Annotated in this window: 23 protein-coding genes and 1 riboswitch; of the genes, 14 read left to right on the top strand and 9 right to left on the bottom strand. The window is 63.0% G+C overall.

Annotated elements, in window-relative coordinates; genetic code table 11:
* Nucleotides 1–51 precede the first annotated feature (51 nt).
* Genes Q376_RS0119500 through Q376_RS0119480 form a run of 5 tightly spaced genes read right to left on the bottom strand, consistent with a single transcriptional unit; the run spans nt 52 to nt 4,202 of the window.
* Nucleotides 52–702 carry an urea amidolyase associated protein UAAP2 gene (locus Q376_RS0119500; RefSeq protein WP_043448991.1) on the bottom strand — a complete coding sequence of 217 codons (651 nt, stop codon included), beginning with the start codon at nt 700–702 and terminating at the stop codon, nt 52–54.
* Nucleotides 703–727: 25 nt separating this feature from the next.
* The gene (locus Q376_RS0119495; protein ID WP_027351715.1) at nt 728–1,456 is read right to left on the bottom strand and encodes an urea amidolyase associated protein UAAP1; all 729 of its coding nucleotides are present in this window, start codon (nt 1,454–1,456) and stop codon (nt 728–730) included.
* Entirely contained in the window at nt 1,453–2,235 is a 783-nt protein-coding gene (locus Q376_RS23635) for an ABC transporter ATP-binding protein (protein WP_043448987.1), read from the bottom strand. Before Q376_RS23635 ends, Q376_RS0119495 begins: the two co-directional genes overlap by 4 nt.
* Nucleotides 2,232–3,056 carry an ABC transporter permease gene (locus tag Q376_RS0119485; RefSeq protein WP_027351714.1) on the bottom strand — a complete coding sequence of 275 codons (825 nt, stop codon included), beginning with the start codon at nt 3,054–3,056 and terminating at the stop codon, nt 2,232–2,234. The genes Q376_RS23635 and Q376_RS0119485 overlap by 4 nt, the downstream gene beginning before the upstream one ends.
* Nucleotides 3,057–3,080: 24 nt before the next feature.
* Complete coding sequence (locus Q376_RS0119480) at nt 3,081–4,202, bottom strand: putative urea ABC transporter substrate-binding protein (protein WP_052365557.1); 1,122 nt, start codon at nt 4,200–4,202, stop codon at nt 3,081–3,083.
* 64 nt (nt 4,203–4,266) lie between these two features.
* A riboswitch (guanidine-I (ykkC/yxkD leader) is annotated at nt 4,267–4,391 on the bottom strand.
* A 628-nt stretch (nt 4,392–5,019) separates the two neighbouring features.
* Here Q376_RS0119480 and Q376_RS0119475 point away from each other — a divergent pair.
* The 7 genes from Q376_RS0119475 (at nt 5,020) to Q376_RS0119445 (ending at nt 12,034) form a co-directional block, all read left to right on the top strand.
* A complete protein-coding gene (locus Q376_RS0119475) occupies nt 5,020–6,171 on the top strand; it encodes an NAD(P) transhydrogenase subunit alpha (RefSeq protein ID WP_027351712.1) in 1,152 nt (383 codons plus the stop codon).
* Between the two features lie 3 nt (nt 6,172–6,174).
* On the top strand, nt 6,175–6,492 hold the full coding sequence (locus tag Q376_RS0119470; protein ID WP_027351711.1) for an NAD(P) transhydrogenase subunit alpha part 2: 318 nt from the start codon (nt 6,175–6,177) through the stop codon (nt 6,490–6,492).
* A gap of 6 nt (nt 6,493–6,498) precedes the next feature.
* Complete coding sequence (locus tag Q376_RS0119465) at nt 6,499–7,908, top strand: NAD(P)(+) transhydrogenase (Re/Si-specific) subunit beta (RefSeq protein WP_027351710.1); 1,410 nt, start codon at nt 6,499–6,501, stop codon at nt 7,906–7,908.
* Nucleotides 7,909–8,010: 102 nt separating this feature from the next.
* A complete protein-coding gene (locus Q376_RS0119460; protein ID WP_027351709.1) occupies nt 8,011–9,402 on the top strand; it encodes an NAD-dependent succinate-semialdehyde dehydrogenase in 1,392 nt (463 codons plus the stop codon).
* Between the two features lie 125 nt (nt 9,403–9,527).
* Entirely contained in the window at nt 9,528–10,307 is a 780-nt protein-coding gene (locus tag Q376_RS0119455) for an acetoin reductase (RefSeq protein WP_027351708.1), read from the top strand.
* A 159-nt stretch (nt 10,308–10,466) separates the two neighbouring features.
* On the top strand, nt 10,467–11,516 hold the full coding sequence (locus tag Q376_RS0119450) for a zinc-dependent alcohol dehydrogenase family protein (RefSeq protein WP_027351707.1): 1,050 nt from the start codon (nt 10,467–10,469) through the stop codon (nt 11,514–11,516).
* 44 nt (nt 11,517–11,560) lie between these two features.
* Nucleotides 11,561–12,034, top strand: coding sequence for a CBS domain-containing protein (locus Q376_RS0119445; protein WP_027351706.1), 474 nt, complete (start codon nt 11,561–11,563; stop codon nt 12,032–12,034).
* Between the two features lie 97 nt (nt 12,035–12,131).
* Here the strand turns inward: Q376_RS0119445 and Q376_RS0119440 are convergent, their stop codons facing one another.
* Together Q376_RS0119440 and Q376_RS23630 are read right to left on the bottom strand one after the other, a co-directional pair.
* Nucleotides 12,132–13,127 carry a zinc-dependent alcohol dehydrogenase family protein gene (locus tag Q376_RS0119440; RefSeq protein ID WP_027351705.1) on the bottom strand — a complete coding sequence of 332 codons (996 nt, stop codon included), beginning with the start codon at nt 13,125–13,127 and terminating at the stop codon, nt 12,132–12,134.
* A 424-nt stretch (nt 13,128–13,551) separates the two neighbouring features.
* Entirely contained in the window at nt 13,552–14,082 is a 531-nt protein-coding gene (locus Q376_RS23630) for a cupin domain-containing protein (protein ID WP_052365555.1), read from the bottom strand.
* Nucleotides 14,083–14,412: 330 nt separating this feature from the next.
* On the opposite strand from Q376_RS23630, the gene Q376_RS0119430 reads away from it, so the two are divergent.
* Genes Q376_RS0119430 through Q376_RS0119400 form a run of 7 tightly spaced genes read left to right on the top strand, consistent with a single transcriptional unit; the run spans nt 14,413 to nt 19,591 of the window.
* Nucleotides 14,413–15,183, top strand: a complete 771-nt coding sequence (locus Q376_RS0119430; RefSeq protein ID WP_081803667.1) for a FadR/GntR family transcriptional regulator — start codon at nt 14,413–14,415, stop codon at nt 15,181–15,183.
* A 24-nt stretch (nt 15,184–15,207) separates the two neighbouring features.
* Nucleotides 15,208–15,660 carry a ribose 5-phosphate isomerase B gene (rpiB, locus tag Q376_RS0119425; protein ID WP_027351703.1) on the top strand — a complete coding sequence of 151 codons (453 nt, stop codon included), beginning with the start codon at nt 15,208–15,210 and terminating at the stop codon, nt 15,658–15,660.
* A 27-nt stretch (nt 15,661–15,687) separates the two neighbouring features.
* The gene (locus tag Q376_RS23625; RefSeq protein ID WP_052365554.1) at nt 15,688–16,617 is read left to right on the top strand and encodes an NAD(P)-dependent oxidoreductase; all 930 of its coding nucleotides are present in this window, start codon (nt 15,688–15,690) and stop codon (nt 16,615–16,617) included.
* Complete coding sequence (locus Q376_RS0119415) at nt 16,614–17,291, top strand: amino acid ABC transporter permease (protein WP_027351702.1); 678 nt, start codon at nt 16,614–16,616, stop codon at nt 17,289–17,291. Before Q376_RS23625 ends, Q376_RS0119415 begins: the two co-directional genes overlap by 4 nt.
* A 30-nt stretch (nt 17,292–17,321) precedes the next feature.
* Nucleotides 17,322–17,996, top strand: coding sequence for an amino acid ABC transporter permease (locus tag Q376_RS0119410; protein WP_027351701.1), 675 nt, complete (start codon nt 17,322–17,324; stop codon nt 17,994–17,996).
* 26 nt (nt 17,997–18,022) lie between these two features.
* Entirely contained in the window at nt 18,023–18,751 is a 729-nt protein-coding gene (locus Q376_RS0119405) for an amino acid ABC transporter ATP-binding protein (protein ID WP_027351700.1), read from the top strand.
* Nucleotides 18,752–18,796: 45 nt separating this feature from the next.
* Complete coding sequence (locus Q376_RS0119400; RefSeq protein WP_027351699.1) at nt 18,797–19,591, top strand: transporter substrate-binding domain-containing protein; 795 nt, start codon at nt 18,797–18,799, stop codon at nt 19,589–19,591.
* 264 nt (nt 19,592–19,855) lie between these two features.
* Here Q376_RS0119400 and Q376_RS0119395 read toward each other — a convergent pair whose 3' ends face one another.
* Both Q376_RS0119395 and Q376_RS25460 read right to left on the bottom strand, forming a co-directional pair.
* Nucleotides 19,856–20,218, bottom strand: coding sequence for a hypothetical protein (locus Q376_RS0119395; protein WP_027351698.1), 363 nt, complete (start codon nt 20,216–20,218; stop codon nt 19,856–19,858).
* 101 nt (nt 20,219–20,319) lie between these two features.
* A partial coding sequence (locus tag Q376_RS25460) for a transposase (RefSeq protein ID WP_027349761.1) occupies nt 20,320–20,596 on the bottom strand: 277 nt, incomplete at its 5' end.

The following is a 20,596-nucleotide window of genomic DNA, read 5'->3' as shown; positions in this document are numbered from 1 at the left end:
CGCCGTCTCGAGATGCGAGCGAGGCCGTCCTCGCCGCCTGGGTCGACTCGCCTAGTGGCGCCAGATCAGCAGCTCTATCGGGGTCGGATCGAAGCCGCTGCAGGGGTTGTTGAGCTGAGGGCAGTTGGAGATCAGCACCACGACGTCCATCTCGCTGACCAGCTCGACGTACTTGCCGGGGCCGGAGATCCCGTCGGCGAAATCGAGCCCGCCCTCCGGGGTGACCGGGACGTTCATGAAGAAATTGATGTTATGGCCGATGTCGCGCTTGGTCAGGCCGTATTCGGGGTGGTTCGCGATCGCCAGCATCCAGTTGTCGCGACAGGAGTGCATGTGCCGGCGGTCGAGCGCATAGCGCACCGTGTTGCTCTCGCTCGAACAGGCGCCGCCGAGGGTATCGTGGCGCCCGCAGCTGTCATCGACGATACGCAGCATCGGGCGGTTCAGGGTCGAACGCAGCACGCTGCCGGTGGTGAGGTAGAGCGAACCCTGTTCGCGCACGGTGTCCACCGCGCTGTAGCGCTCGGCGACGTCGCAGGCGTTGTAGAACAGCGTATCGGCGGCCTGGTTGCCCTCGAGGTCGACGATGCGCAGGCGCTGGCCTTGCTGCAGGCGGCCGATGAAATGGTCGCCGGCTTCGATCAGATGGCGCGCCAGCGGGGGCATTGGCGCGGTGTCCTGGACGGGGGAGGAGGCATTCATCGGGACTTCTCCGTGGCGGTGGCGCTCATTGGCCGAGTAGATAGAGACGGTTGTTGTCGAAGCCGCGCGCGTTTTCGGCGCAGTGACTCAGGCAGACGTCGGTGCGATCCGGCGGCGGCAGCGTGCCGAGTTCGATCGTCACGCCGCGGTGGGGGTAGTCAGGGCTGGGGTCGAGAGGATGCGGGCAGGTGTGCAGCATGACCAGTACGTCGAGTTCGAAGCGCAGGGTGACCCGGTCACCCGCCGCGCAGTGGTCGGGGAGGTAGCGCAGTCGGCCTTGCTCGTCCACCGTAAGCTTTGAGAACAGGTTGAGATTGGCGCTGAGGTCCGCCAGTCCGAGGCCGTACTTGGCCAGCTCGATCAAAAAACTCTCGTGGCCGCTCTGGGTGCGCTCGTTGCGCCCCTGCTGGTAGCGGATGCGTCGCCAGCCCTTGGCCTCGAAGTGCCCGGGGCCGAGATTGCCACCCACCGCGTCGTGGCCACCGCAGTCGTCCTCGACGATCGAGGCGAGCACCCGCCCCATGTCGGAGTAAAGACAGTGGCCGCGACCGAGATGGAAGGTGTGCTGGCACTTGAGCGTATCGGGCAGGTTGAGGCGCTCGAGCGGCTGCTCGGCGCTGTAGAGCAAAAGACCTACGTTGCAGCCGGGCTCTTCGGCGATCAGCGTCAGGCTGGTGCCACGGCGCAGCCGCAACGACCAGTGCTGCCCGCCGGGCAGCCGGGTGCGGTAGTCGACGTCGGGAACGAGGTTCATGCATGGCTCTCCTTGATCAGAGGGGACGGGATATCCGGTGTCGCCTTCGTCCTGGCGGCGACTGGCAGGTCGTAGGTGATCGTCGCGCCGAAGGCGTCGGGCACCTGGGGGTCGTGCCTGAGGCGATCGAACACCCACACGCGGGTGCCGAGGGTGAAGGCTTCACGCAGGTCGTGGGTGACCATGAAGATGGTCAGCGAACGCTCGCGCCAGAGCCGAGTGATCAATGCGTGCATCTCCAGGCGAATGCCCGGATCGAGGGCGCCGAAGGGTTCGTCGAGCAGCAGCAGGCGCGGGCGCATGGTCAGCGCCTGGGCCAGTGCCAGGCGCTGCTGCATGCCGCCCGAGAGCTGGTACGGATAGCGTGCCATTGCCTGGCCCAGGCCGACCTCGGCCAGGTTGGCCGCGGCCCGCTCACGGGCCTGGCGGCGAGCGGCGCCGAACAGGCGAGCGGTGAGCGGGGCGAGGGCGAACTCCTCGGCGAGTACCAGATTGTCCAGCGCAGTGAGATGGGGAAACACCGAGTAGCGCTGGAACACCACGCCACGATCGACCCCCGGCTCGTCGGGCAGCGGCGCGCCTTCGAGTAATAACTCGCCACGGCTCGGCCGTTCGGTGCCCAGCAGCATCTTCAGCAGGGTGGTCTTGCCGCAGCCGGAGGCGCCGACCAGGGTGACGAATTCACCTGCATCGACCCGGAAATCGAGCCGTTCCAGTACCGGCACGTCGCCATAGCGTTTCTCGACGCCTCGGGCGAGCAGCAGCGGCGTTTGGCTCATGCGTCCTTCTCCTCGGCGTGGAACCAGGGGAAGCCCCGGCGCGAGATCCAGGCCAGCGCCTGGTCGATGAGGAAGGCGAGCAGGGTGATCCAGGCCACGTAGGGCAGGATCACGTCCATCGCCAGGTAGCGCCGGACCAGGAAGATGCGATAGCCGAGCCCCTCCTGGGCGGCGATCGCTTCGGCCGCGATCAGAAACAGCCAGGCGCTGCCCAGCGCCAGACGCACCGAGGAGATCAACCGTGGCATCAGCTGCGGTAGCAGCAGGCGCAGGATCAGCTGCCAGGAGCTGGCGCCGAGGGTCTGCGCTTTGACCCACTGCTCTGCGGGGACGCGCAAGGCGTGGCCCTGCAGGTCACGGATCAGGAAGGGCGTCACCCCGATCACGATCAGCGCGACCTTGGCCAATTCGTCGGTACCGAAGGCGATGAACAGGATCGGCAGGATCGCCATCGGCGGGATCAGCGAGACCACCGTGACCAGCGGCGAAAGCTTGGCCCGCACCAGCGGCAGCGCACCGCATGCCAGTCCGATCACCAGCGCGAGCACTGCGCTGATCGCGACCCCGGCGAACAGCCGCTCGAGGCTTGCGAAGGTATCGCTCCACAGCAGGCGTGCCCCGGTGCGCGCGCTCGGCTCGCTGGCCAGGCGCAGGAAGCTCTCGGCCATCGTCGCCGGGCTCGGCAGCAGCCGGTCGCTGGGGTTGTCGGCCAGCCGCTGGGAGGAGAGCCCGAGATAGAGCAGGGCGAGCAGCGCGAAGGGCAGGGCGCCGAGCAGCCAGCGAGTCGCCGGCCGCGGCTTGAGGTTGACCAATCGCTTCATGGGATCACTCCTCGAGCGCGTGGCTCACTGGCGCGCTTCCAGGTAGGCGCGCACGTAGCTCGGGTCGAAACGAAGCTTGAGGTTGGCGGTATCGCCGAAGCTGCCGGCGGGGGTCTCGATTCCCACCACCTCTGCATTCGGGGCCATCTCGCCGAGCAGGCCATGGTCGAAGCTGAAGCGTGCGACCCGCTCCATGGTGTCGAGCAGCTTGGGGTCCTCGAAGGCTTCCAAGGCATCCTGCGGATCGGTGTAGAGGTGCGTGTCGGCCAGCTGGGCGCGATAGCCGTCGAGGTCGGTGCCGGCGGCCTCGGCCATCGAGCTCAGCGCCTGGACGTCGTCTGCGGCGATCCGCTCCATCACCTCGTACCAGGCGCCGACCAGGGCATGGCCGAAGTCCGGGTTGTCGGCCAGGACCTGGGTGTTGACCACCATCAGGTCGAGGATCTCGCCGGGAATATCCTTGGAGCTGTAGACCAGGTTGGCATCGGGCATGGTACTGATCGCCGCCAGCTGCGGGTTCCAGGTCACCACGGCCTGGGTCTGCGCACTGGAGAACAGACCGGCGATGTCGGCATCGGCGGCGTTGACGGTCTCCACGTCGCGCTCGCTCATGCCGGCGCTGTCCAGCGCGCGGGCGAGCAGGTAGTGAGAAACGCTGAACTGGACCAGGTTGATGCGCTTGCCGGCGAGGTCTTCGAGCCGGTCGCTGCCTTTGAGCACGACGCCATCGTTGCCGTCCGAGTAGTCGCCGATCACCAGCGCCGTGGTGTCGACACCGCTGGCCGCGGGCAGGGTCAGGGCATCCATGTTGGTCATCGCACAGCCGTCGACGTTGCCGGCGGTGTACTGGTTGATCGACTCGACGTAGTCGTTGACCTGCTGCACATCGATGGTGATGCCGTAGCGCTGCGCCCAGCGGTCGACGATGCCCTCGAGCTCGGCGTAGCCCCAGGGCATCCAGCCCGCATAGATCGACCAGCAGACGCTGAAGTGATCGCGGCTCTGGGCATGGGCCTTGGGTGCGAGTGAGAACAGCAGCAGCAGAATCGCGACGGCGAAAAGCGCCAGGCGCAGCAGGTAGCTTCGCTGCCGGAGGGGAAGAGGGGGGAGGCGATTGGCGGCTTGGGTCGGCAAGTGGGCTGGCATGGCGGCGCTCCAAGGTGCAGAGATGAGAAAGACGGGGAGTCGGTGGCAGCACAGCTGCACCTGATCCTCCCGGGCTTTTCTCCCGCCGTGTAACCTTGCCAGCGCATGATGCGAGGCCGGGTCGACAGCTCTCGGACCAGACAGCGCGACCTCATCGAGGGGGCGCTCGGAACCCTAGCCATCCATTGAGCCGAATTGTGAGGCAGTGTGACTGCCGACTCCTTCGAATATGAATCGCTCAATTCAGGGCAAAACATCGACCTAAAATTGGTTTCTATCTACGTTTCAATGGGTTGCCGGGATGAGAAAAGGGCTCAACGAGCCAAGGGGCGCATGAATTGCACTGAGATGATGCGGATTCCAGGATGGTTGCACCATGGCAGAACGCCGAGGTAATGCCGTTTCACCTCTTCGCTCATCGCAATGCATATTCGGCCATGATCGGCGATCCATCCCATCGCATACCGGGTTTCCATTTTTTCTTCTCAGGCATGAATCATTCGATATCGATCCTGAGACGAGGATGGGTGGCTGATCGTATGGATAGAATTACATGCTGTGCTCGGGGCTTTAGGATTTGTTGTGATTATTACTAAAATAAAGGCGTCATCAGCGTCTGATGATGGGTCATTTTTTATGTTCATTCATCCATTTATTCCTTTATTTCATTGATTTAAATAGGAAAAATAAATTCACTCAATAAGGTAAAGATATTTTTTCAAATGTGTCGTTTTGACGCACGACTTGTCCATTGACACTTAATTACCTGTAGGAGCCTAATTTGTTTTAGAAGTCTTGCCACCTAAAGGTGTTCGCGATGGCGTTGAAAATAGCCGTGTTGAAAGAGACCAAAGACGATGAGCGGCGCGTCGCCATTGTCCCTTCATTGCTGCCAAAATTGGCCAAGTTGGGCGTCGAGGTCCAGGTGCAGAGCGAGGCTGGTCTACGTGCCCGCCTTCCAGACGACGCTTATCTGCAGGGGCCCTCTCCAGCCAAGCTGATCGATGATCCCAAAGTGTTGGTTGCCGACGCCGATATCGTGCTGGCGGTCCAGGCGCCGGGGCTCGATACGGTCGCGGCGATGAAGCCGGGGGCGGTGCTGGTGTCCTTCCTCTATTTGAACAAGGTCCCTGGCCTTCCGGAGCGACTGCGCGATGGCAAGATCACTGCCTTCGCGATGGAGGCGGTGCCGAGGATCAGTCGTGCCCAGTCGCTGGACGCGCTGTCGAGCCAGGCGGCGCTCTCTGGTTACTACGCGCCCTTGCTGGGCGCCCTGCACCTGCCGCGGATCATGCCGATGATGACCACCGCGGTGGGGTCACTGCGTGCCGCCAAGGTGCTGGTGATGGGGCTGGGCGTGGCCGGTCTCCAGGCGCTCGCCACCGCACGGCGCCTCGGCGCGGTGACCGAGGGCTACGACGTACGCCCGGAGACGCGCGAGCAGGCCCAGTCGGTAGGTGCCAAGTTCGTCGATACCGGCATCGATGCGACCGGCGAGGGTGGCTATGCGCGTGAGCTCACCGTTGAGGAGCAGGCCAAGGCCGCCGAAGTGCTCACCCAGCACATCCAGCAGGCGGATGTGGTGATCACCACCGCCAACGTGCCGGGGCGTCAAGCGCCCCGCCTGGTCAGCCGGGCACAGATCGAGGGAATGAAGCCCGGTGCGGTGATCGTCGACTTGGCCGCCGACAGCGGTGGCAACTGCGAGGGCACGGTGCCCGGCCAGACCATCGAGATCGGCCCCGCGGTGATCCTCGCGCCCTTCAACGTGCCCTCGCTCTTGGCGCAGCACGCCAGCGAGCTGTACGCCAAGAACCTGCTCAATCTCCTTGCCTTGATCGTCAAAGACGGTGCGCTGGCGCTGGACCTGGAGGATGAAGTCGTGCTCGGCACCCTGGTGGCTTACGACGGAAAGGTTCGCGACCCGGATGCCCGCAGTTTTCCCGTTCCCTCTACCAAGGAGAAATGAGTCATGGAACTGGATCTTTCGATGAGCTGGTTGATCGGGCTCTATCTGTTCATGCTCGCCGCCTTTACCGGCTACGAGGTGATCCGGCGAGTGCCATCGATCCTGCATACGCCCTTGATGTCCGGGTCCAACTTCATCCACGGCATCGTCGTCGTCGGTGCGATGCACGCACTGTTCAACGCCGATACCACGCTGGGTCAACTGATCGGCTTCATCGGTGTGGTGCTGGGCGCGGGCAATGCCGCGGGTGGCTATGTGGTGACCGATCGGATGCTGGCGATGTTCAAACCCAGCCAGCCCGGGAAAAACGACAAGGAGTAGCGTGTCATGCTGATGTTGCTGGTGGAACTCAGTGGCCTGGTCGCCGCCTTGTTGTTCATTCTCGGCCTGAAACGAATGTCCTCTCCGGTCACTGCGCTCAGGGGGATCGTCCTCGCCGGGATCGGTATGCTGGTGGCGGTGATCGCGGCGTTCGGCTACATGGCCAACGTCGAGCCCAGCGCCGAGCCCCGACTGCTGGTCAATCTCTTCCTTGTGGTGCTGGCGCTGGCGCTGGGGGGCGCTTGGGCATGGCGCAGCGGCAAGCGCGTGCCGGTGACCGACATGCCGCAGATGGTGGCGCTCTACAACGGGATGGGCGGTGGCGCTGCCGCAGCGGTGGCGGCGGTGGCGATGACCGGCAGTGCGTATGCCTCTGACCCGTTGCACATCACCGTCACCTTGCTTGGCGCCTTGATCGGCTCGGTCTCGCTCTCCGGCTCGGTGATCGCCTGGGCCAAGCTCGATGGCCGGATCAACAGCGCGTGGCGATTCGAGGGGCAGAAGGTCCTCAACGGCGTGGTCTTCCTGATCGCTATACTCGCCGGGGCGCTGGTCGCCGCGGGTATCGGTGTCGGGTACGGCATGCCGGTGCTGTTCTTCGTCGCCGCGCTCGCTTTCGGCGTGCTGCTGACGCTGCCGATCGGCGGTGCCGACATGCCGGTGGTGATCTCGCTCTACAACGCGTTCACCGGGCTCGCGGTGGGGCTCGAAGGCTACGCGATCCAGAACCCCGCGCTGATGATCGCCGGGATGGTCGTCGGCTCCGCTGGTACGCTGCTGACCGTGCTGATGGCCAAGGCGATGAACCGCTCGCTGGCCAACGTGCTGTTCAGCAACTTCGGCGAGGTATCCGCCTCCGCCCAGGGCGAAGTGGCGGGGCAGATGACCTCGGTCGATGCCAGCGACGCGGCGACCACCATGCGCTATGCCTCGAGCGTGATCATCGTGCCGGGCTATGGCTTGGCGGTTGCCCAGGCGCAGGCCAAGCTCTACGAGTTGGTCAAGCTGCTGCAGGCGGCTGACGTGGACGTGAAGTTCGCGATCCACCCGGTAGCCGGGCGCATGCCGGGGCACATGAACGTGCTGCTGGCGGAAGCCGGTGTGCCTTATGACCTGATCTTCGACATGGACGACGTCAACGACTCCTTCGCCAATACCGACGTGGCCCTGGTGATTGGTGCCAACGACGTGGTCAACCCCGCGGCGCGCACCGACAAGCAGTCGCCGATCTATGGCATGCCGATTCTCGACGCCGATCAAGCGCACCAGGTCTACGTGATCAAACGTGGCCAGGGTAAAGGGTACGCTGGCGTAGAGAACCTGCTCTTCTACGGTGAAAACTGCGACATGGTCTATGGTGACGCGCAGGCGGTACTCAGCAATATGGTACAAGCGATCAAGGAGCTGGCCGCGTGAGCCGTAAGGCGAGCGCTGCTTGGTGCCAGCCTGATACGGGCTTCTAACCGAGCGTCGAGGCGGGAAGAAGCTTCAACAGCCGTTTCAACGAGGAATGCCGATATGGCCTATGCCACTACCAATCCGTTCACTGGTGAACTGATCAAGTCCTTCCCCAATGCCACCGATGAGGAAGTCGGCCAGGCGCTCGACAGCGCTCACGCCGCCTTCACGGCATGGAAGGAGACTTCGTTCGCCGAGCGTGGCGCGATCCTCCAGCGCGCCGCTGACCTGCTGCGTGAGCAGGGCGATGAATATGCGAAGCTGCTGACCCTGGAGATGGGCAAGCTGTTCACCGAGGCCCAGGCCGAGGTCGAGCTGTCGGCCAAGATTCTCGAGTACTACGTCAAGAATGCCGAGGCGCTGCTGGCTCCCGAGAAGCTGCCGGTCGACGATCCGGCCGAGGGCGAGGCCATTCTGGTCCATGACCCACTGGGGGTGATCCTGGCGATCGAGCCTTGGAACTTCCCTTACTATCAGATCGCCCGCATCCTCGCCCCGCAGCTGTCGGCCGGCAATACCGTGCTGCTCAAGCATGCCTCCAACGTGCCGCAGAGCGCGGCGGCGTTCGAACAGCTGATGCTGGACGCTGGCCTGCCGGCAGGGGCGTTCAAGAACCTCTATGCCACTCGCCAGCAGATCGAGACCATCCTCAACGATCCGCGGGTGCATGGTGTCGCGCTGACCGGCTCCGAGGCTGCCGGCGCGGTGGTCGCATCCCAGGCCGCCAAGGCGCTGAAGAAATCGACCATGGAGCTCGGCGGCGCCGACGCCTTCGTGGTGCTGGCCGACGCCGATCTCGACAAGACCGTCAAGTGGGCGGTTTTCGGCCGCCACTGGAACGGTGGACAGGTCTGCTGCTCGTCCAAGCGACTGATCATCGCCGATGAGATCTACGACGATTTCTTCGGTCGCTATGTCGAGGGGGTGGCCAACCTGCGCGCGGGCGATCCGTTCGACCCGGCCACCAGCCTGGCGCCGCTCTCCTCCCAGGGCGCTGCCGACGAGATCAAGGAGCAGATCCGCATGGCGGTCGAGCACGGCGCTACCGCCACCGAGGTCGGTCCCAAGGTTCCGACCCAGGGAGCGTTCGTGCAGCCGACCATCCTCACCGACGTCACTCCGGACAACCCGGCCTACCACACCGAGTTCTTCGGCCCGGTGTCGCTGGTCTTCCGTGCCAAGGACGAGGATGACGCGGTGCGTATCGCCAACGATTCCCCGTTCGGCCTCGGCGGCTCGGTATTCACCACCGATACCCAGCACGGTGCGGAAGTGGCGAGGAAGATTTCCACCGGCATGGTGTTCATCAACCATCCGACCATGGTCAAGGCTGACCTGCCGTTCGGCGGCATTCGCCGTTCCGGCTATGGGCGGGAGCTGATCGGTCTGGGCATCAAGGAGTTCGTCAACCATAAGCTAATCGATGTGGTCGATATCGACGCACCGTTCTGATCCGACCCCGCGGCGTTCCCTGCGCGCTAGCAGGGAACGCCACAGCGAGTGGTCGGTGCATTACGACGAGGTGGTGAATTGAAACCACCATCCTCTCCGTTACCCAACTGACAGGAGTTCCGGACATGGCTATCGATGGCAAAGTGGCGCTGGTAACGGGCGCTGGACAGGGAATCGGGCGGGGAATCGCGCTGCGCTTGGCTCGAGATGGTGCCGATCTGGCGCTGGTCGACGTCAAGCAGGACAAGCTGGAGGAAGTGGCCGGGGAGATTCGCGAGCTGGGCCGGAAAGTCACCACGTTCGTCGCCGACATCAGCGATCGCGAGCAGGTGTTCGCGGCGGTCGAACACGCCAGCCGGGAGCTCGGCGGATTGGACATCATGGTGAACAATGCCGGAATCAGCCAGGTGAAACCGCTGGTGGACGTCACCCCGGCGGAGGTCGAGCGGATCTACAAGATCAACGTCGAGGGGACTCTCTGGGGAATCCAGGCCGCTGTCGGCAAGTTCCGCGAACTGGGCTGCAAGGGCAAGATCATCAACGCCTCGTCGATCGCAGGTCACGAAGGCTACGCGCTGCTCGGCGTCTACTCGTCGACCAAGTTCGCGGTACGCGCATTGACCCAGGCCGCGGCGAAGGAGCTGGCCAGCGAAGGCATCACCGTCAACGCATACTGTCCAGGCGTGGTCGGCACCGACATGTGGGTCGACATCGACAAGCGCATGGCCGAGGTGACCGGCGCGCCGATCGGCGCCACCTACGACAAGTTCGTCGGCGGTATCGCCCTGGGCCGAGCTGAAACACCGGATGACGTGGCCGCTTTCGTCTCCTATCTCGCCGGCCCCGATTCCGACTACATGACCGGGCAGGCGCCGCTGATCGACGGCGGGCTGGTCTATCGCTGAGGGCGACTTCCTCGTCCGCGAGGATATACGGGGCTCGGGCCTGGAACTCTCCTTTATCTTCCCTGGGTCCCTCTCAGCGGTGACGACATCCGCCCGTGCCGTGGCACCGACCATTTTCGAACGAAGTCCACATCATCGAACTGATCGTGGAGGTTGAAAATGAAAGCTCTCGTGTTCAAGGGACCTGGTGAAAAGGGCTGGGAGGAGGTTCCCCGGCCGAGCGTGCAGAAGTCGACCGACGCGGTGGTCAGAATCACCAAGACCACCATCTGCGGCACTGACTTGCATATCCTCAAGGGAGACGTGCCGGCGGTGACGCCTGGGCGGATCCTGGGCCATGAGGGCGTCGGTGTGATCGAGCAGATCGGCGACGGCGTCAAGAACTTCAAAGTCGGCGATCATGTATTGATCTCCTGCATCACCTCCTGTGGCAGCTGTGCCAACTGCCGTCGCCAGCTCTACGCTCACTGCGCCGACGGCGGCTGGATCCTCGGTCACCTGATCGACGGTACGCAAGCCGAATACGTTCGAATCCCCCACGCCGACAACAGCCTCTACCCGGTTCCCCCTGGGGCCGATGAAGAGGCGCTGGTGATGCTCAGCGACATTCTGCCGACGGGTTTCGAGATCGGGGTGCTCGCCGGGCAGGTCGCGCCGGGAGACAGTGTTGCGATCGTCGGTGCCGGTCCGGTCGGGATGGCCACCCTGCTGACCGCGCAGTTCTACAGCCCGGCCCGGCTGATCATGCTCGATACCGATGCGGGGCGCTTGGAGATCGCCAAGCGGTTCGGCGCCACCGACGTGATCGACGTATCCCAGGGCGATGCGCTGGAGACGCTGTTGGCGCTGAGCGGCGGCGGGGTCGACGTAGCGATCGAGGCGGTCGGGATCCCGGCCACTTTCGATCTTTGCCAGCAGGCGATCTTGCCGGGCGGACGCATCGCCAATGTCGGCGTCCACGGCAAGAGCGTGGAGCTGCATCTGGAGACGCTGTGGATCAAGAACGTGACCTTGACCACTGGTCTGGTGAATACCAATACCACGGCGATGCTGCTCAAGACCGTGGCCTCGGGCAAGATCGCTCCCGCGCAGCTGGTGACCCACCGCTTCGATATGGCACAGTTCCTCGACGCTTATGAAGTGTTCTCCAACGCGGCAAAAGAGAACGCGATGAAGGTGATCGTCAGTGCAGCAGAGCCTATGGATTGAGTGGCAAGCCTAACCCAGAGCGGCGCCAGTGAAGGAGAATCGGGATGAGTAGACGAGTGGATGACGTCATGACCCGCGAGGTGATCAGCGTCAAACCGGAAAGTACCTTGAGTGAGATCGCCACCCTGTTCACCAAGCATTCGATCAGTGCGGCGCCCGTCTGTGATTCCGCTGGAAAGGTGCTCGGGATCGTGAGCGAAAGGGACCTTCTGCGTCCCTTCGGTAAGGAGATCGAGCAGCGTCGAGACTGGTGGCTGGCGTTTCTGGTGGAGGGGGCGGACCCCGCTCCCGCGCTTGCCGAGTTCATGCGGCGTGGCCACTACCAGGCATCGCTTTTGATGAGCTCTCCCGCGATTACGGTGGGCGAGGATGCCTCGCTCATCGAACTGGCGGACATCATGCTGCGCGAAGGGGTCAAGCGGCTGCCGGTGCTGCGCGATGGCCGCTTGGTCGGCATCGTCAGTCGTGCGGATCTGGTTCGCTCGATCAGCGAGCTGGACGAGGAGGCGGATCTCTGAGTCAAGGCCATCCGCCGGATCGAAGCCAGCGAGCGTTCGTCGCACTTTTTCATCTTAGCCGCGTCCGGGCCGAACCCGGGCGCGGCTTTTCGTCAGTTCACTCTTCGGCTGGCGGCACCAGCACCGCCGCGCCCTGGAAGCGTCCGTGTCGCAGGTCGTCGAGGGCCTGGTTGGCCCGCTCCAGCGGATAGACCGTCGTCGTTGGCTTCACCCCGGCCTGCGGTGCGATCTCGAGGAACTCCACGGCATCCTGGCGGGTAAGGTTGGCGACCGAAGCGAGCTGTCGTTCCTCCCAGAGAATGTCGTAGGGAAACTGCGGAATGTCGCTCATATGGATACCGCCGCAGATCACCCGGCCTCCCTTGCGTACCGCGCGCAGGGCCGCAGGTACCAGGGTGCCGACGGGGGCGAAGATGATCGCCGCATCCAGCGGCTGCGGGGGCGAATCGTCCGAGCCGCCCGCCCACTTGGCACCGAGTGCGCGGGCCTGCTGCTGGGCCGCGGTGTCGCCCGGGCGAGTGAAGGCATAGACCTCGCGCCCCTGCCAGCGGCACACCTGCGCGAGGATATGCGCCGCTGCGCCGAAGCCGTAGAGCCCGATCCTGCCGCCGTCTCCTGCCAGCTTGAGCGAGCGCCAGCCGATCAGCCCGGCGCACAGCAAAGGCGCCGCCGCGACGGGATCGTCGAATCCGGCCAGTGGAAAGGCGAACGCCGCATCGGCGACGACATGGGTCGCGAAGCCGCCATCGCGCATGTAGCCGGTGAATATCGGCTGGTCGCAGAGATTCTCATGCTGGGCCCGGCAGTAGGGACAGACGCCGCAGGTATGGCCGAGCCAGGGCACGCCAACCCGGTCCCCCAGCCCTAGCGCGTCGACGCCAGCGCCAAGCGCTTCGACCCGGCCGACGATTTCGTGTCCAGGGACGATGGGGAGCTGGGGGTGGGGCAGTTCGCCATCGACGACGTGCAGGTCGGTCCGGCAGACCGCACAGGCTTCGACGCGCAGCAGGATCTCACCGGGGCCGGGAGTCGGGGTGATACGCTGCTCGAGCACCAGGGGCTGGTGGATCTGGTGCAGCACCATGGCTTGCATTGGTCAACCTCCTTCAGGTACCGCACGGGTTCGGCGCCGCAGTCGAGATCGCTTGCCTGCGCGATCCCCCGCGCCATCGCCGAGTCCCGGCCGCGGTTGGCCGGGTCGCTCGATCCGCTCCACCTTGCCGATGAGATTGGCATCGCACGGCGATGAAGCCTGGCGACGGGCGGAGCAGGATTCATCCAGGGTCGATTTGAATATTTAGTCGAGGAGGGGGTTGCCGCGCAACGAACCACGCTGGTCGCTACGCGCTCACAGCAGGCCCCTTTCGCCGACTGTGGCGGGAAGTGCATTGAATGGCGGGGAATTCATCGATGCCCAGGCTAATCAGGCGCAAAGCCGATGCGATCATTTGCCGCAGTCGAGGCCACTCTGGGATCACCCCGTGGCGCTGCGCGCTCGCGGTCTGTGCGGGGAAGGTTCAGCTGCTGGGCCAGAAACGATGCAGCTCTCCCGGGCCCAGGATCGGGTCGCTACAGGGTGTCGGCAGCGCGGCGATGCTGCGCTTGGCAACAGCGAACCTGTCCACTTCGGTTGCCCGTAGGGTCTCGGGGGAGTAGCCGGTCGGATACGCGCCCACCATGCTGAAGTCGTCAGCGGTGGTGAGCGCGCGATGGCCGACGCCTGCCGGGATCAGCAGTGCGTCGCCGGCATGAAGTTCGATCGTTCGACCCAGCTCGCCGCCAAGCTTTACCTCGGCGCTGCCGGAGAATACGCCCAACGCCTCGTGAGTGTTGGGATGATAGTGGTCGAAGTCGAACATTCCCCAGCGCCACTGCGGTGGCCAGCCGTTGGCACGGAACAGCCGCTCGAAGTAGCTCGCCCGGTCGACGATGCCCGGCGGGACGATCTGCGAATAGAGCAGCAGCGGCAGCCGTGGATTGTTGGGCACGCCGCCAGCCGGGGTGAAGAATTCGAAACGCTGAGGGGGCACGGGGCGTGGCGCTTTCATCTCGGCTCCTCGGGGACCTGCATGGGGGCGACATTGGGGGCGACATTGGCGGCGGGCGATCTTTCTACCGTATGCATCAACATAGCCAGCCCGATGCGCTTCGAGCAATGCACTTCTGATCAGATGCACTTCTGGTCAAGGCCGATTCGTGCAGTCCATGAAGTGCAGGATGCGCTCGTCGAATATTCGGGCGCCGGGCTGCTCCGGATAGCTCCATTAATTCTCCTAAAGTCTCTATCAACGATGGATTGAAAGACTAAAGATCAGGATCCATTGCCGCGCTTGGATGCTAATGTCGTTCCAGTGGTCTTACCATGGAATGATCTCTGAATGAAAACCACGATATCCGTCTCGAAAGAAGAGGGGCGCGCTAAAACGGGATACGAGAAGGTAGTCTCGTTTTTGCGTGAACAGCTTCTGTCGGGGCGGTTGAAAACAGGGGATTGCTTGCTTCCAGAACGGGAGCTTTCCGCCCGACTGAACGTGAGCAGACCCGTGCTTCGCGAGGCTCTTCGGGCACTGGCGATGATCGGGGCGGTGGAGATACGCCATGGTATCGGGACGGTGGTACGGCAGCCGGATGCCTCTACTTTGGGGGAGTTCTTCTCCTTCTTTCTCGCCCAGCATACCGATGTGGTCGACGACATCATGGAGGCGCGCATAGCGATAGAGCATCACGCCATTCGCCTTGCCTGCCATCGCGCACGCCAGTCCGATCTCGATGAATTGGCCGCGGCCTTGGACACTATCGCCGAAACCATCCGAGACCCGTATGAAGGAGGTATGGCGGATCACCGTTTTCATCAGGCCATCGTTCGTTCGGCTCACTCGCCGGTTCTGGTCAGTATCTACGAATCCATTTCGAAGTTGGCGATGAGGTCGCACCTGGAAAGGCGCGAAAAGATCATCGAAGTCGAAGGAATAGATGAGTTTTTGATCGACCATCACAGGCTGATCTTTTCCGCGATCGTGGCCCAAGACGTGCAAAGGGCCGACGAGCTGCTGGGAATGCATTTCGAGATCGGCGCGGGGTTCAGGCGCCGGGCGATCATGCTCGGTGCGGCGCACGAAGGAACGGAAGTTCCTCCATCCAGTAGATAGCAATGACGGGAGTGCGATAGACCAATGGATATCGTGATTGGTAGCGATCATGCGGGATATCCGCTGAAAAAAGAGCTGGTGGAGTTCTTGAAGCTAGCGGGGCATGAGGTGGATGACGTAGGCAGTTTCGACAGCCAGCCGGTGGATTTTCCGGACATCGCGCAGCTGGTCTGCAGCAAGGTGGTCGAGGACGTGCGGCGCAGAGGACTGCTGGTCTGCGGCACCGGGGTGGGGGCGGTGATCGCCGCCAATAAGATCAAGGGGATTCGCGCCGCGGTTTGCCACGACTTTCATTCGGCGCACCAGTCGGTCGAGCACGACGACGTCAATGTGATGTGCCTGGGCGCGCAGATAGTCGGGCCCTGGCTCGCGCGAGATCTGGTCGATGCCTATCTATCGGCCGAGTTCGAAGGTGGCGAGGACTTCGTAAGGAGATTGGAGAAAATCGCGCGGCTCGAGTCGCCCGGCTCCCATTGAACTCGAACCTGCGAGGAGGCAAGAGCAATGAATTCGATCAGTGCATCCAGGGTCGTTGCGTTCATCGGTCTCGGCATAATGGGCGAACGGATGGCAGCCAATCTGCTGGCCGCTGGATACCAGGTCCGCGTCCACGACATTCGTATGGAAGCCGCTTCCCGACTGGTGGCCCAGGGGGCGATTGCGGCGGCCGATGTCGCCGGAGCGGCGTCTGAGGCGGACATCGTGATCACCATGCTGCCCGATACGCCGCAGGTGGAGGAGGTGGTCAGGGGCGCGCGCGGTCTTCTCGCACACCCGCCGAAGGGCGGTCTCTACGTCGACATGAGCACCATCTCGCCACAGGCGACCAGGACGCTTGCCGCCGAGCTCGAGGACGTCGGCATCGACATGCTGGACGCACCGGTTTCAGGCGGACCGGTGGGTGCCGAGCGGGCGAGCCTTTCGATCATGGTCGGCGGGGTGGAAGAGGCCTTCGAGCGCGCGAAGCCGGTCTTGTCCCGTATGGGCCGCACGATTTTCCATCTAGGTCCCGCCGGCGCGGGACAGGCGACCAAGCTCTGCAACCAGCTGGTCTGCGCGATCAACATCCAGGCGATCTGCGAGTCCATCGCGCTCGGACGCGCATGCGGCATCGATCTCGCCATGATGCGGGAGGTGCTCCTCGGCGGTGCGGCATCTTCCTGGATGCTGGAGAATCTCGGCGCCGGAATGCTCGAGGGCAATGTCGATGCAGGATTTCGCATCGACCTGATGCTCAAGGACCTGCGCCTGGTGCTCGAGATGGCGCAGCAGCAGTGCGTACCGCTGCCGGGTACGTCGCTGGTGACCACGCAGTATCTCGACGCCAAGGCGCACGGTGGCGGCGGGGAAGGCAACCAGGCGCTGTTTCGCGTATACGATCGTATGAGCGGGCAGCGGGGCGGCTTGCAGAGCGCTCCGGGAGCGGCGGGATGATCCTGGATTTCACCGCCATCCTGGCCCGCTGGCAGATGCTGCTGGACGGGCTGACGCTGACCATCCAGCTCGCGCTGGTGACCACCATCACCGGCTTCATCATCGGTACCCTGTGCGCCGTCGCCCGTCGCTCCCATGTCGTCATCGCCGCGAGAGCAGCGACCATCTACGTGGAGTCGATACGCAACACACCTTTCCTGGTGCAGATATTCATCGTCTATTTCGGTCTCTCGAGCCTGGGATTCTCTTTCTCTCCCGTCGCGGTGGCGATCATCGCATTGACGATCAACGTCAGCGCCTATACGGCCGAGATCATGCGGGCGGGATTCGACTCCATCCATCCCGGGCAGTGGGAGGCAGGGGAATGCCTCGGTCTATCCCGGGTACAGAATTACTGGCACGTAGCGCTTCGTCCGGCGATAGAGCGGGTCTATTCGTCACTGACCAGCCAGTTCATCCTGCTGATGCTCGCCTCATCGATGACTTCGCAGATTTCCGCCGAAGAGCTGACCGCCGCCGCCAACTTCATCCAGTCGGAAACCTACCGACCGTTCGAAACCTACATCATCGTCGCGCTCATCTACCTGGCCATCTCCTTGCTCATGCGTTTGGTGTTCTGGGGGATCGCTCTTCTCGCTTTCCCGAGGCGTAGACGCCTGGGCACCAACCTGTGAACGAGACCGAAGGAAGACGGAGAAAACGCCATGACCACTGCGATAAATCCCGGCCACCTGCAGTTCTTGCTCACCGGTGCCTTCTGGACGCTGATTCTCTCCCTCATGGCGTTCCTCGGCGGCGGTGCCGGAGGATTCCTCGTCGCGCTCGGGAGAACCTCTCCGTTCAGGCTGCTGCGCATCCTGGCGGCAGTCTATGTGCAGATCGTCCAGGGTACGCCGCTATTGATCATCTTGTTTCTGATCTACTTCGGGCTTCCGTCGCTGGGCTTTTCGATTTCCCCTCTACTGGCGGCGGGGGTCTCGCTGACCATCTACGTCAGCGCGTACCTCGGTGAAATCTGGCGAGGGTGCCTGGAGTCGGTGCCGAAGGCGCAATGGGAGGCGGCTGAGTGCCTGGCGCTTTCACGCACCCAACGCCTTTTCAAGGTCATCCTGCCTCAGGCGATTCGTATCGCGACACCGCCGACGGTCGGTTTCTCGGTCCAGATCATCAAGAACACTTCGCTGACCTCGGTGGTGGGATTCGTCGAGCTCACGCGCGCAGGTCAGCTGATCAACAACTCGATATTCGAGCCGTTCTTGATCTACATCATCGTCGCGTCGATCTACTTCTGCCTTTGTTTTCCCGTGTCGGCATTCAGCCAGAGGCTGGAGCGAAGTGGCGCGGCGAGATTGCGTGCGCTCAAGGCCGTATCCGCTTGAGATGAGTCATCCATGGGGAGGAATTCATGTCCATCGTCATGCTCAAGGATGTGAAGAAGAGCTTCGACAAGCTGCAGGTACTCAAGGGCGTTTCCTTTTCGGTGGCGCCGGGAGAGGTCATGGCGCTGATCGGCGCGAGCGGGTCGGGAAAGAGCACGGCGCTCAGATGCATCGACCGCCTGGAGCTGATCGACAGCGGCGAGATCGTAGTGTGCGGGCACCGGGTCAACGATCCCCAACTGGATCTTAGGAAACTGAGACTCGATGTCGGCATCGTGTTCCAAAGCTACAACCTGTTCCCGCATCTCACCATCGAAGAAAACATCACCCTCGCGCCCCGCTCGGTGAAGAAGATCAGCCGCGCTCAAGCGCGTGAGATCGCCCTGGCGTCGCTTGCCAAGGTGGGGCTTTCTGAGAAGGCGCAGAACTATCCGGAGCAGCTCTCCGGTGGCCAGCAGCAGCGGGCCGCGATCGCGCGCTCGCTGGCGATGGAGCCCAAGGTGATGCTGTTCGACGAGGTGACCTCGGCACTCGATCCGAAACTCACCGGCGAGGTGCTCAAGGTCATCGAAGCGCTCGCGGCGTCCGGGATCACCATGATCATGGTGACCCACGAGATGAACTTCGCTCGCCGGATCGCCGACAAGGTCATTTTCATGCACCAGGGGTACGTCCACGAGTCAGGTTCCACCGACATATTGACCTCCCCCCGGACTTCCGAGCTCAGAGAGTTCATCGGCGATGAGCTGCACTGAGCGCGCGGGTCCAGAATTCCCAGGCACAGTCGAGGTGAAAAGATCATGAACAGGCTAGGACACATCACTGCCATCGGCGCCATGGTCGGCATCTTCATGGCACCGATCGGGACAGCCGCGGCAAACTCCTACGAGGAGATCATGGAGTCGGGCAGGATTCGTGTCTCCATCGATCTTTCCATCCCACCGTCCGGCATGCTCGATGATCGCCTGCGGCCGATCGGCTCCGATGTGGAGACCGCCGAGCTGCTGGCCAAGGACTGGGGGCTCGAGTTGGAGATCATCGAGACCACCGGGGCGACACGGATACCCAACCTCCAGACCAACAAGGCCGATATCGTCATTTCGACCCTATCAGTCACGCCGCAGCGCGCCGAGGTGATCGATTTCTCCGCGCCTTACGCCGCGCTGCGATCCGTCATCGGTGCGCCGGCCGCCGTCGATGTCGACGACTGGGAGGATCTGCGCGGCGAGCGGGTCACCGTCACCCGAGGTACGACCCAGGACGCCGAGCTGACCCGGATGGCCGGCGAGCGAGGGATCACCGTGGCACGCTACGACGACGACGCGACGATGGTGACCGCGGCGGTGAGCGGCCAGGCCCGCTTCGTCGCCACCTCCGAGACCCTGGTCAACCAGATAGGTCAGCGCAACGCCACCTTGGCGTTCGAGCCGAAGTTCTTGATCACCACCTTCGATCTTGCCATTGGCCTGCGCAAGAACGAGCCAGAACTGATGGAGAAGCTCAACGAATGGGTGGCGGAGAACCTTCGCAACGGACGCCTCAACGATATCTACCAGAAATACCACGGCTCGCCATTGCCCGATGAGATGCTGTAGCCGAAGGAGTGGGAGGAGAAAACATTCGATATGCGGCGGCTTGGCGCGCACGGCACTAACTCACCATGGCGTGCTATCGCTCGATCGGCGATCGAAACGGTGGAAGAGCTAGCTGTGACGTCGTAGTGGGCGGGTGTCTCGACCGTGGCTTCGTTCAATCCCCACCCTGGGAGGGAGACGCTTCGACACCGTAGGAGATCGACCTCATCCGACCCAGCGTGGAGAAGATGGTGGCGGTGGGGCTTCAGTCGGCGGGCGCCGCGTTCAGCCGGAGAAGTGCCGGCCGGTTTCGTCATAGAACCGCTCTAGCCGCTCGATCAGCAGCTCGCCAAGGAATACCTGGCGGACGCGCTTGTCCTCTTGGGAGCTGGTCTCCTTCAGCAGTCCCTGGTCGATCATCTGCTGCACGTACTTGACGGCGGTGCGCCTGCTGATACTCGGCATGAAGGCGTACAGATCCGTCTTGTGCAAAGACTGGTCGCGGCGCAGCCACATGTGGGTCAGCAGGTCGCTGTAACTCAGATCCCTAAGCCCGATATCGTCGAACAGCGATATCCAGCTTTCATCCATCGCGATCAGTGCCCGGGCGACGGCCTGACGGCGACGATATCCGCTATCTTTGGTCATTGGGCTGTTAGTTTCCGATTATCGCTCATAATGGTGCAAATATGCATGTAATCAGACTGCTGACGAACCCTGCTTTTACAGGCAGGGTTCGTCATTTCAGTTCAAGCCACCCACTTTGCGTGCAGATACCCAGGGAATCGGTAGATGACGGTCATGGCGCTCATCAACGCCTCACAGCGCCGTTGAACAACGCTCCAGGCCCCAAAAATGGATGAAAATAGCCGGCGCATCCGCGCCAGGGCCATCTTCTTCAGGTTTTGGCAGGCTGCGGCAAGCAGACACTGCTCTCTCACCCGAGCCAGTCCCCGCATCCGAGCGTAGCGATGGCCGTGTAGCTGTTTGGCATCGGCGAAGCTTCGCTCCACCGTCTCCTTTCGT

Origin of the sequence: Halotalea alkalilenta DSM 17697 (assembly GCF_000621205.1) — a bacterium.
Lineage (GTDB): Bacteria > Pseudomonadota > Gammaproteobacteria > Pseudomonadales > Halomonadaceae > Halotalea > Halotalea alkalilenta.
The sequence above is the reverse complement of the archived record's forward strand: the minus strand, read 5'-3'. Positions and strand labels throughout refer to the sequence as shown.

Bases quoted from the DNA above. Each gene is read 5' to 3' on its own strand.
- Q376_RS0119500 (WP_043448991.1), bottom strand. From the start codon at position 702: ATGAATGCCTCCTCCCCCGTCCAGGACACCGCGCCAATGCCCCCGCTG.
- Q376_RS0119460 (WP_027351709.1), top strand. From the start codon at position 8,011: ATGGCCTATGCCACTACCAATCCGTTCACTGGTGAACTGATCAAGTCC.
- Q376_RS0119470 (WP_027351711.1), top strand. From the start codon at position 6,175: ATGGAACTGGATCTTTCGATGAGCTGGTTGATCGGGCTCTATCTGTTC.
- Q376_RS0119475 (WP_027351712.1), top strand. From the start codon at position 5,020: ATGGCGTTGAAAATAGCCGTGTTGAAAGAGACCAAAGACGATGAGCGG.
- Q376_RS23625 (WP_052365554.1), top strand. From the start codon at position 15,688: ATGAATTCGATCAGTGCATCCAGGGTCGTTGCGTTCATCGGTCTCGGC.
- Q376_RS23635 (WP_043448987.1), bottom strand. From the start codon at position 2,235: ATGAGCCAAACGCCGCTGCTGCTCGCCCGAGGCGTCGAGAAACGCTAT.
- Q376_RS0119410 (WP_027351701.1), top strand. From the start codon at position 17,322: ATGACCACTGCGATAAATCCCGGCCACCTGCAGTTCTTGCTCACCGGT.
- Q376_RS0119445 (WP_027351706.1), top strand. From the start codon at position 11,561: ATGAGTAGACGAGTGGATGACGTCATGACCCGCGAGGTGATCAGCGTC.
- Q376_RS0119455 (WP_027351708.1), top strand. From the start codon at position 9,528: ATGGCTATCGATGGCAAAGTGGCGCTGGTAACGGGCGCTGGACAGGGA.
- Q376_RS0119405 (WP_027351700.1), top strand. From the start codon at position 18,023: ATGTCCATCGTCATGCTCAAGGATGTGAAGAAGAGCTTCGACAAGCTG.
- Q376_RS0119400 (WP_027351699.1), top strand. From the start codon at position 18,797: ATGAACAGGCTAGGACACATCACTGCCATCGGCGCCATGGTCGGCATC.
- Q376_RS23630 (WP_052365555.1), bottom strand. From the start codon at position 14,082: ATGAAAGCGCCACGCCCCGTGCCCCCTCAGCGTTTCGAATTCTTCACC.
- Q376_RS0119440 (WP_027351705.1), bottom strand. From the start codon at position 13,127: ATGCAAGCCATGGTGCTGCACCAGATCCACCAGCCCCTGGTGCTCGAG.
- Q376_RS0119395 (WP_027351698.1), bottom strand. From the start codon at position 20,218: ATGACCAAAGATAGCGGATATCGTCGCCGTCAGGCCGTCGCCCGGGCA.
- Q376_RS0119485 (WP_027351714.1), bottom strand. From the start codon at position 3,056: ATGAAGCGATTGGTCAACCTCAAGCCGCGGCCGGCGACTCGCTGGCTG.
- Q376_RS0119450 (WP_027351707.1), top strand. From the start codon at position 10,467: ATGAAAGCTCTCGTGTTCAAGGGACCTGGTGAAAAGGGCTGGGAGGAG.
- Q376_RS0119430 (WP_081803667.1), top strand. From the start codon at position 14,413: ATGAAAACCACGATATCCGTCTCGAAAGAAGAGGGGCGCGCTAAAACG.
- Q376_RS0119465 (WP_027351710.1), top strand. From the start codon at position 6,499: ATGCTGATGTTGCTGGTGGAACTCAGTGGCCTGGTCGCCGCCTTGTTG.
- Q376_RS0119480 (WP_052365557.1), bottom strand. From the start codon at position 4,202: ATGCCAGCCCACTTGCCGACCCAAGCCGCCAATCGCCTCCCCCCTCTT.
- Q376_RS0119495 (WP_027351715.1), bottom strand. From the start codon at position 1,456: ATGAACCTCGTTCCCGACGTCGACTACCGCACCCGGCTGCCCGGCGGG.
- rpiB (WP_027351703.1), top strand. From the start codon at position 15,208: ATGGATATCGTGATTGGTAGCGATCATGCGGGATATCCGCTGAAAAAA.
- Q376_RS0119415 (WP_027351702.1), top strand. From the start codon at position 16,614: ATGATCCTGGATTTCACCGCCATCCTGGCCCGCTGGCAGATGCTGCTG.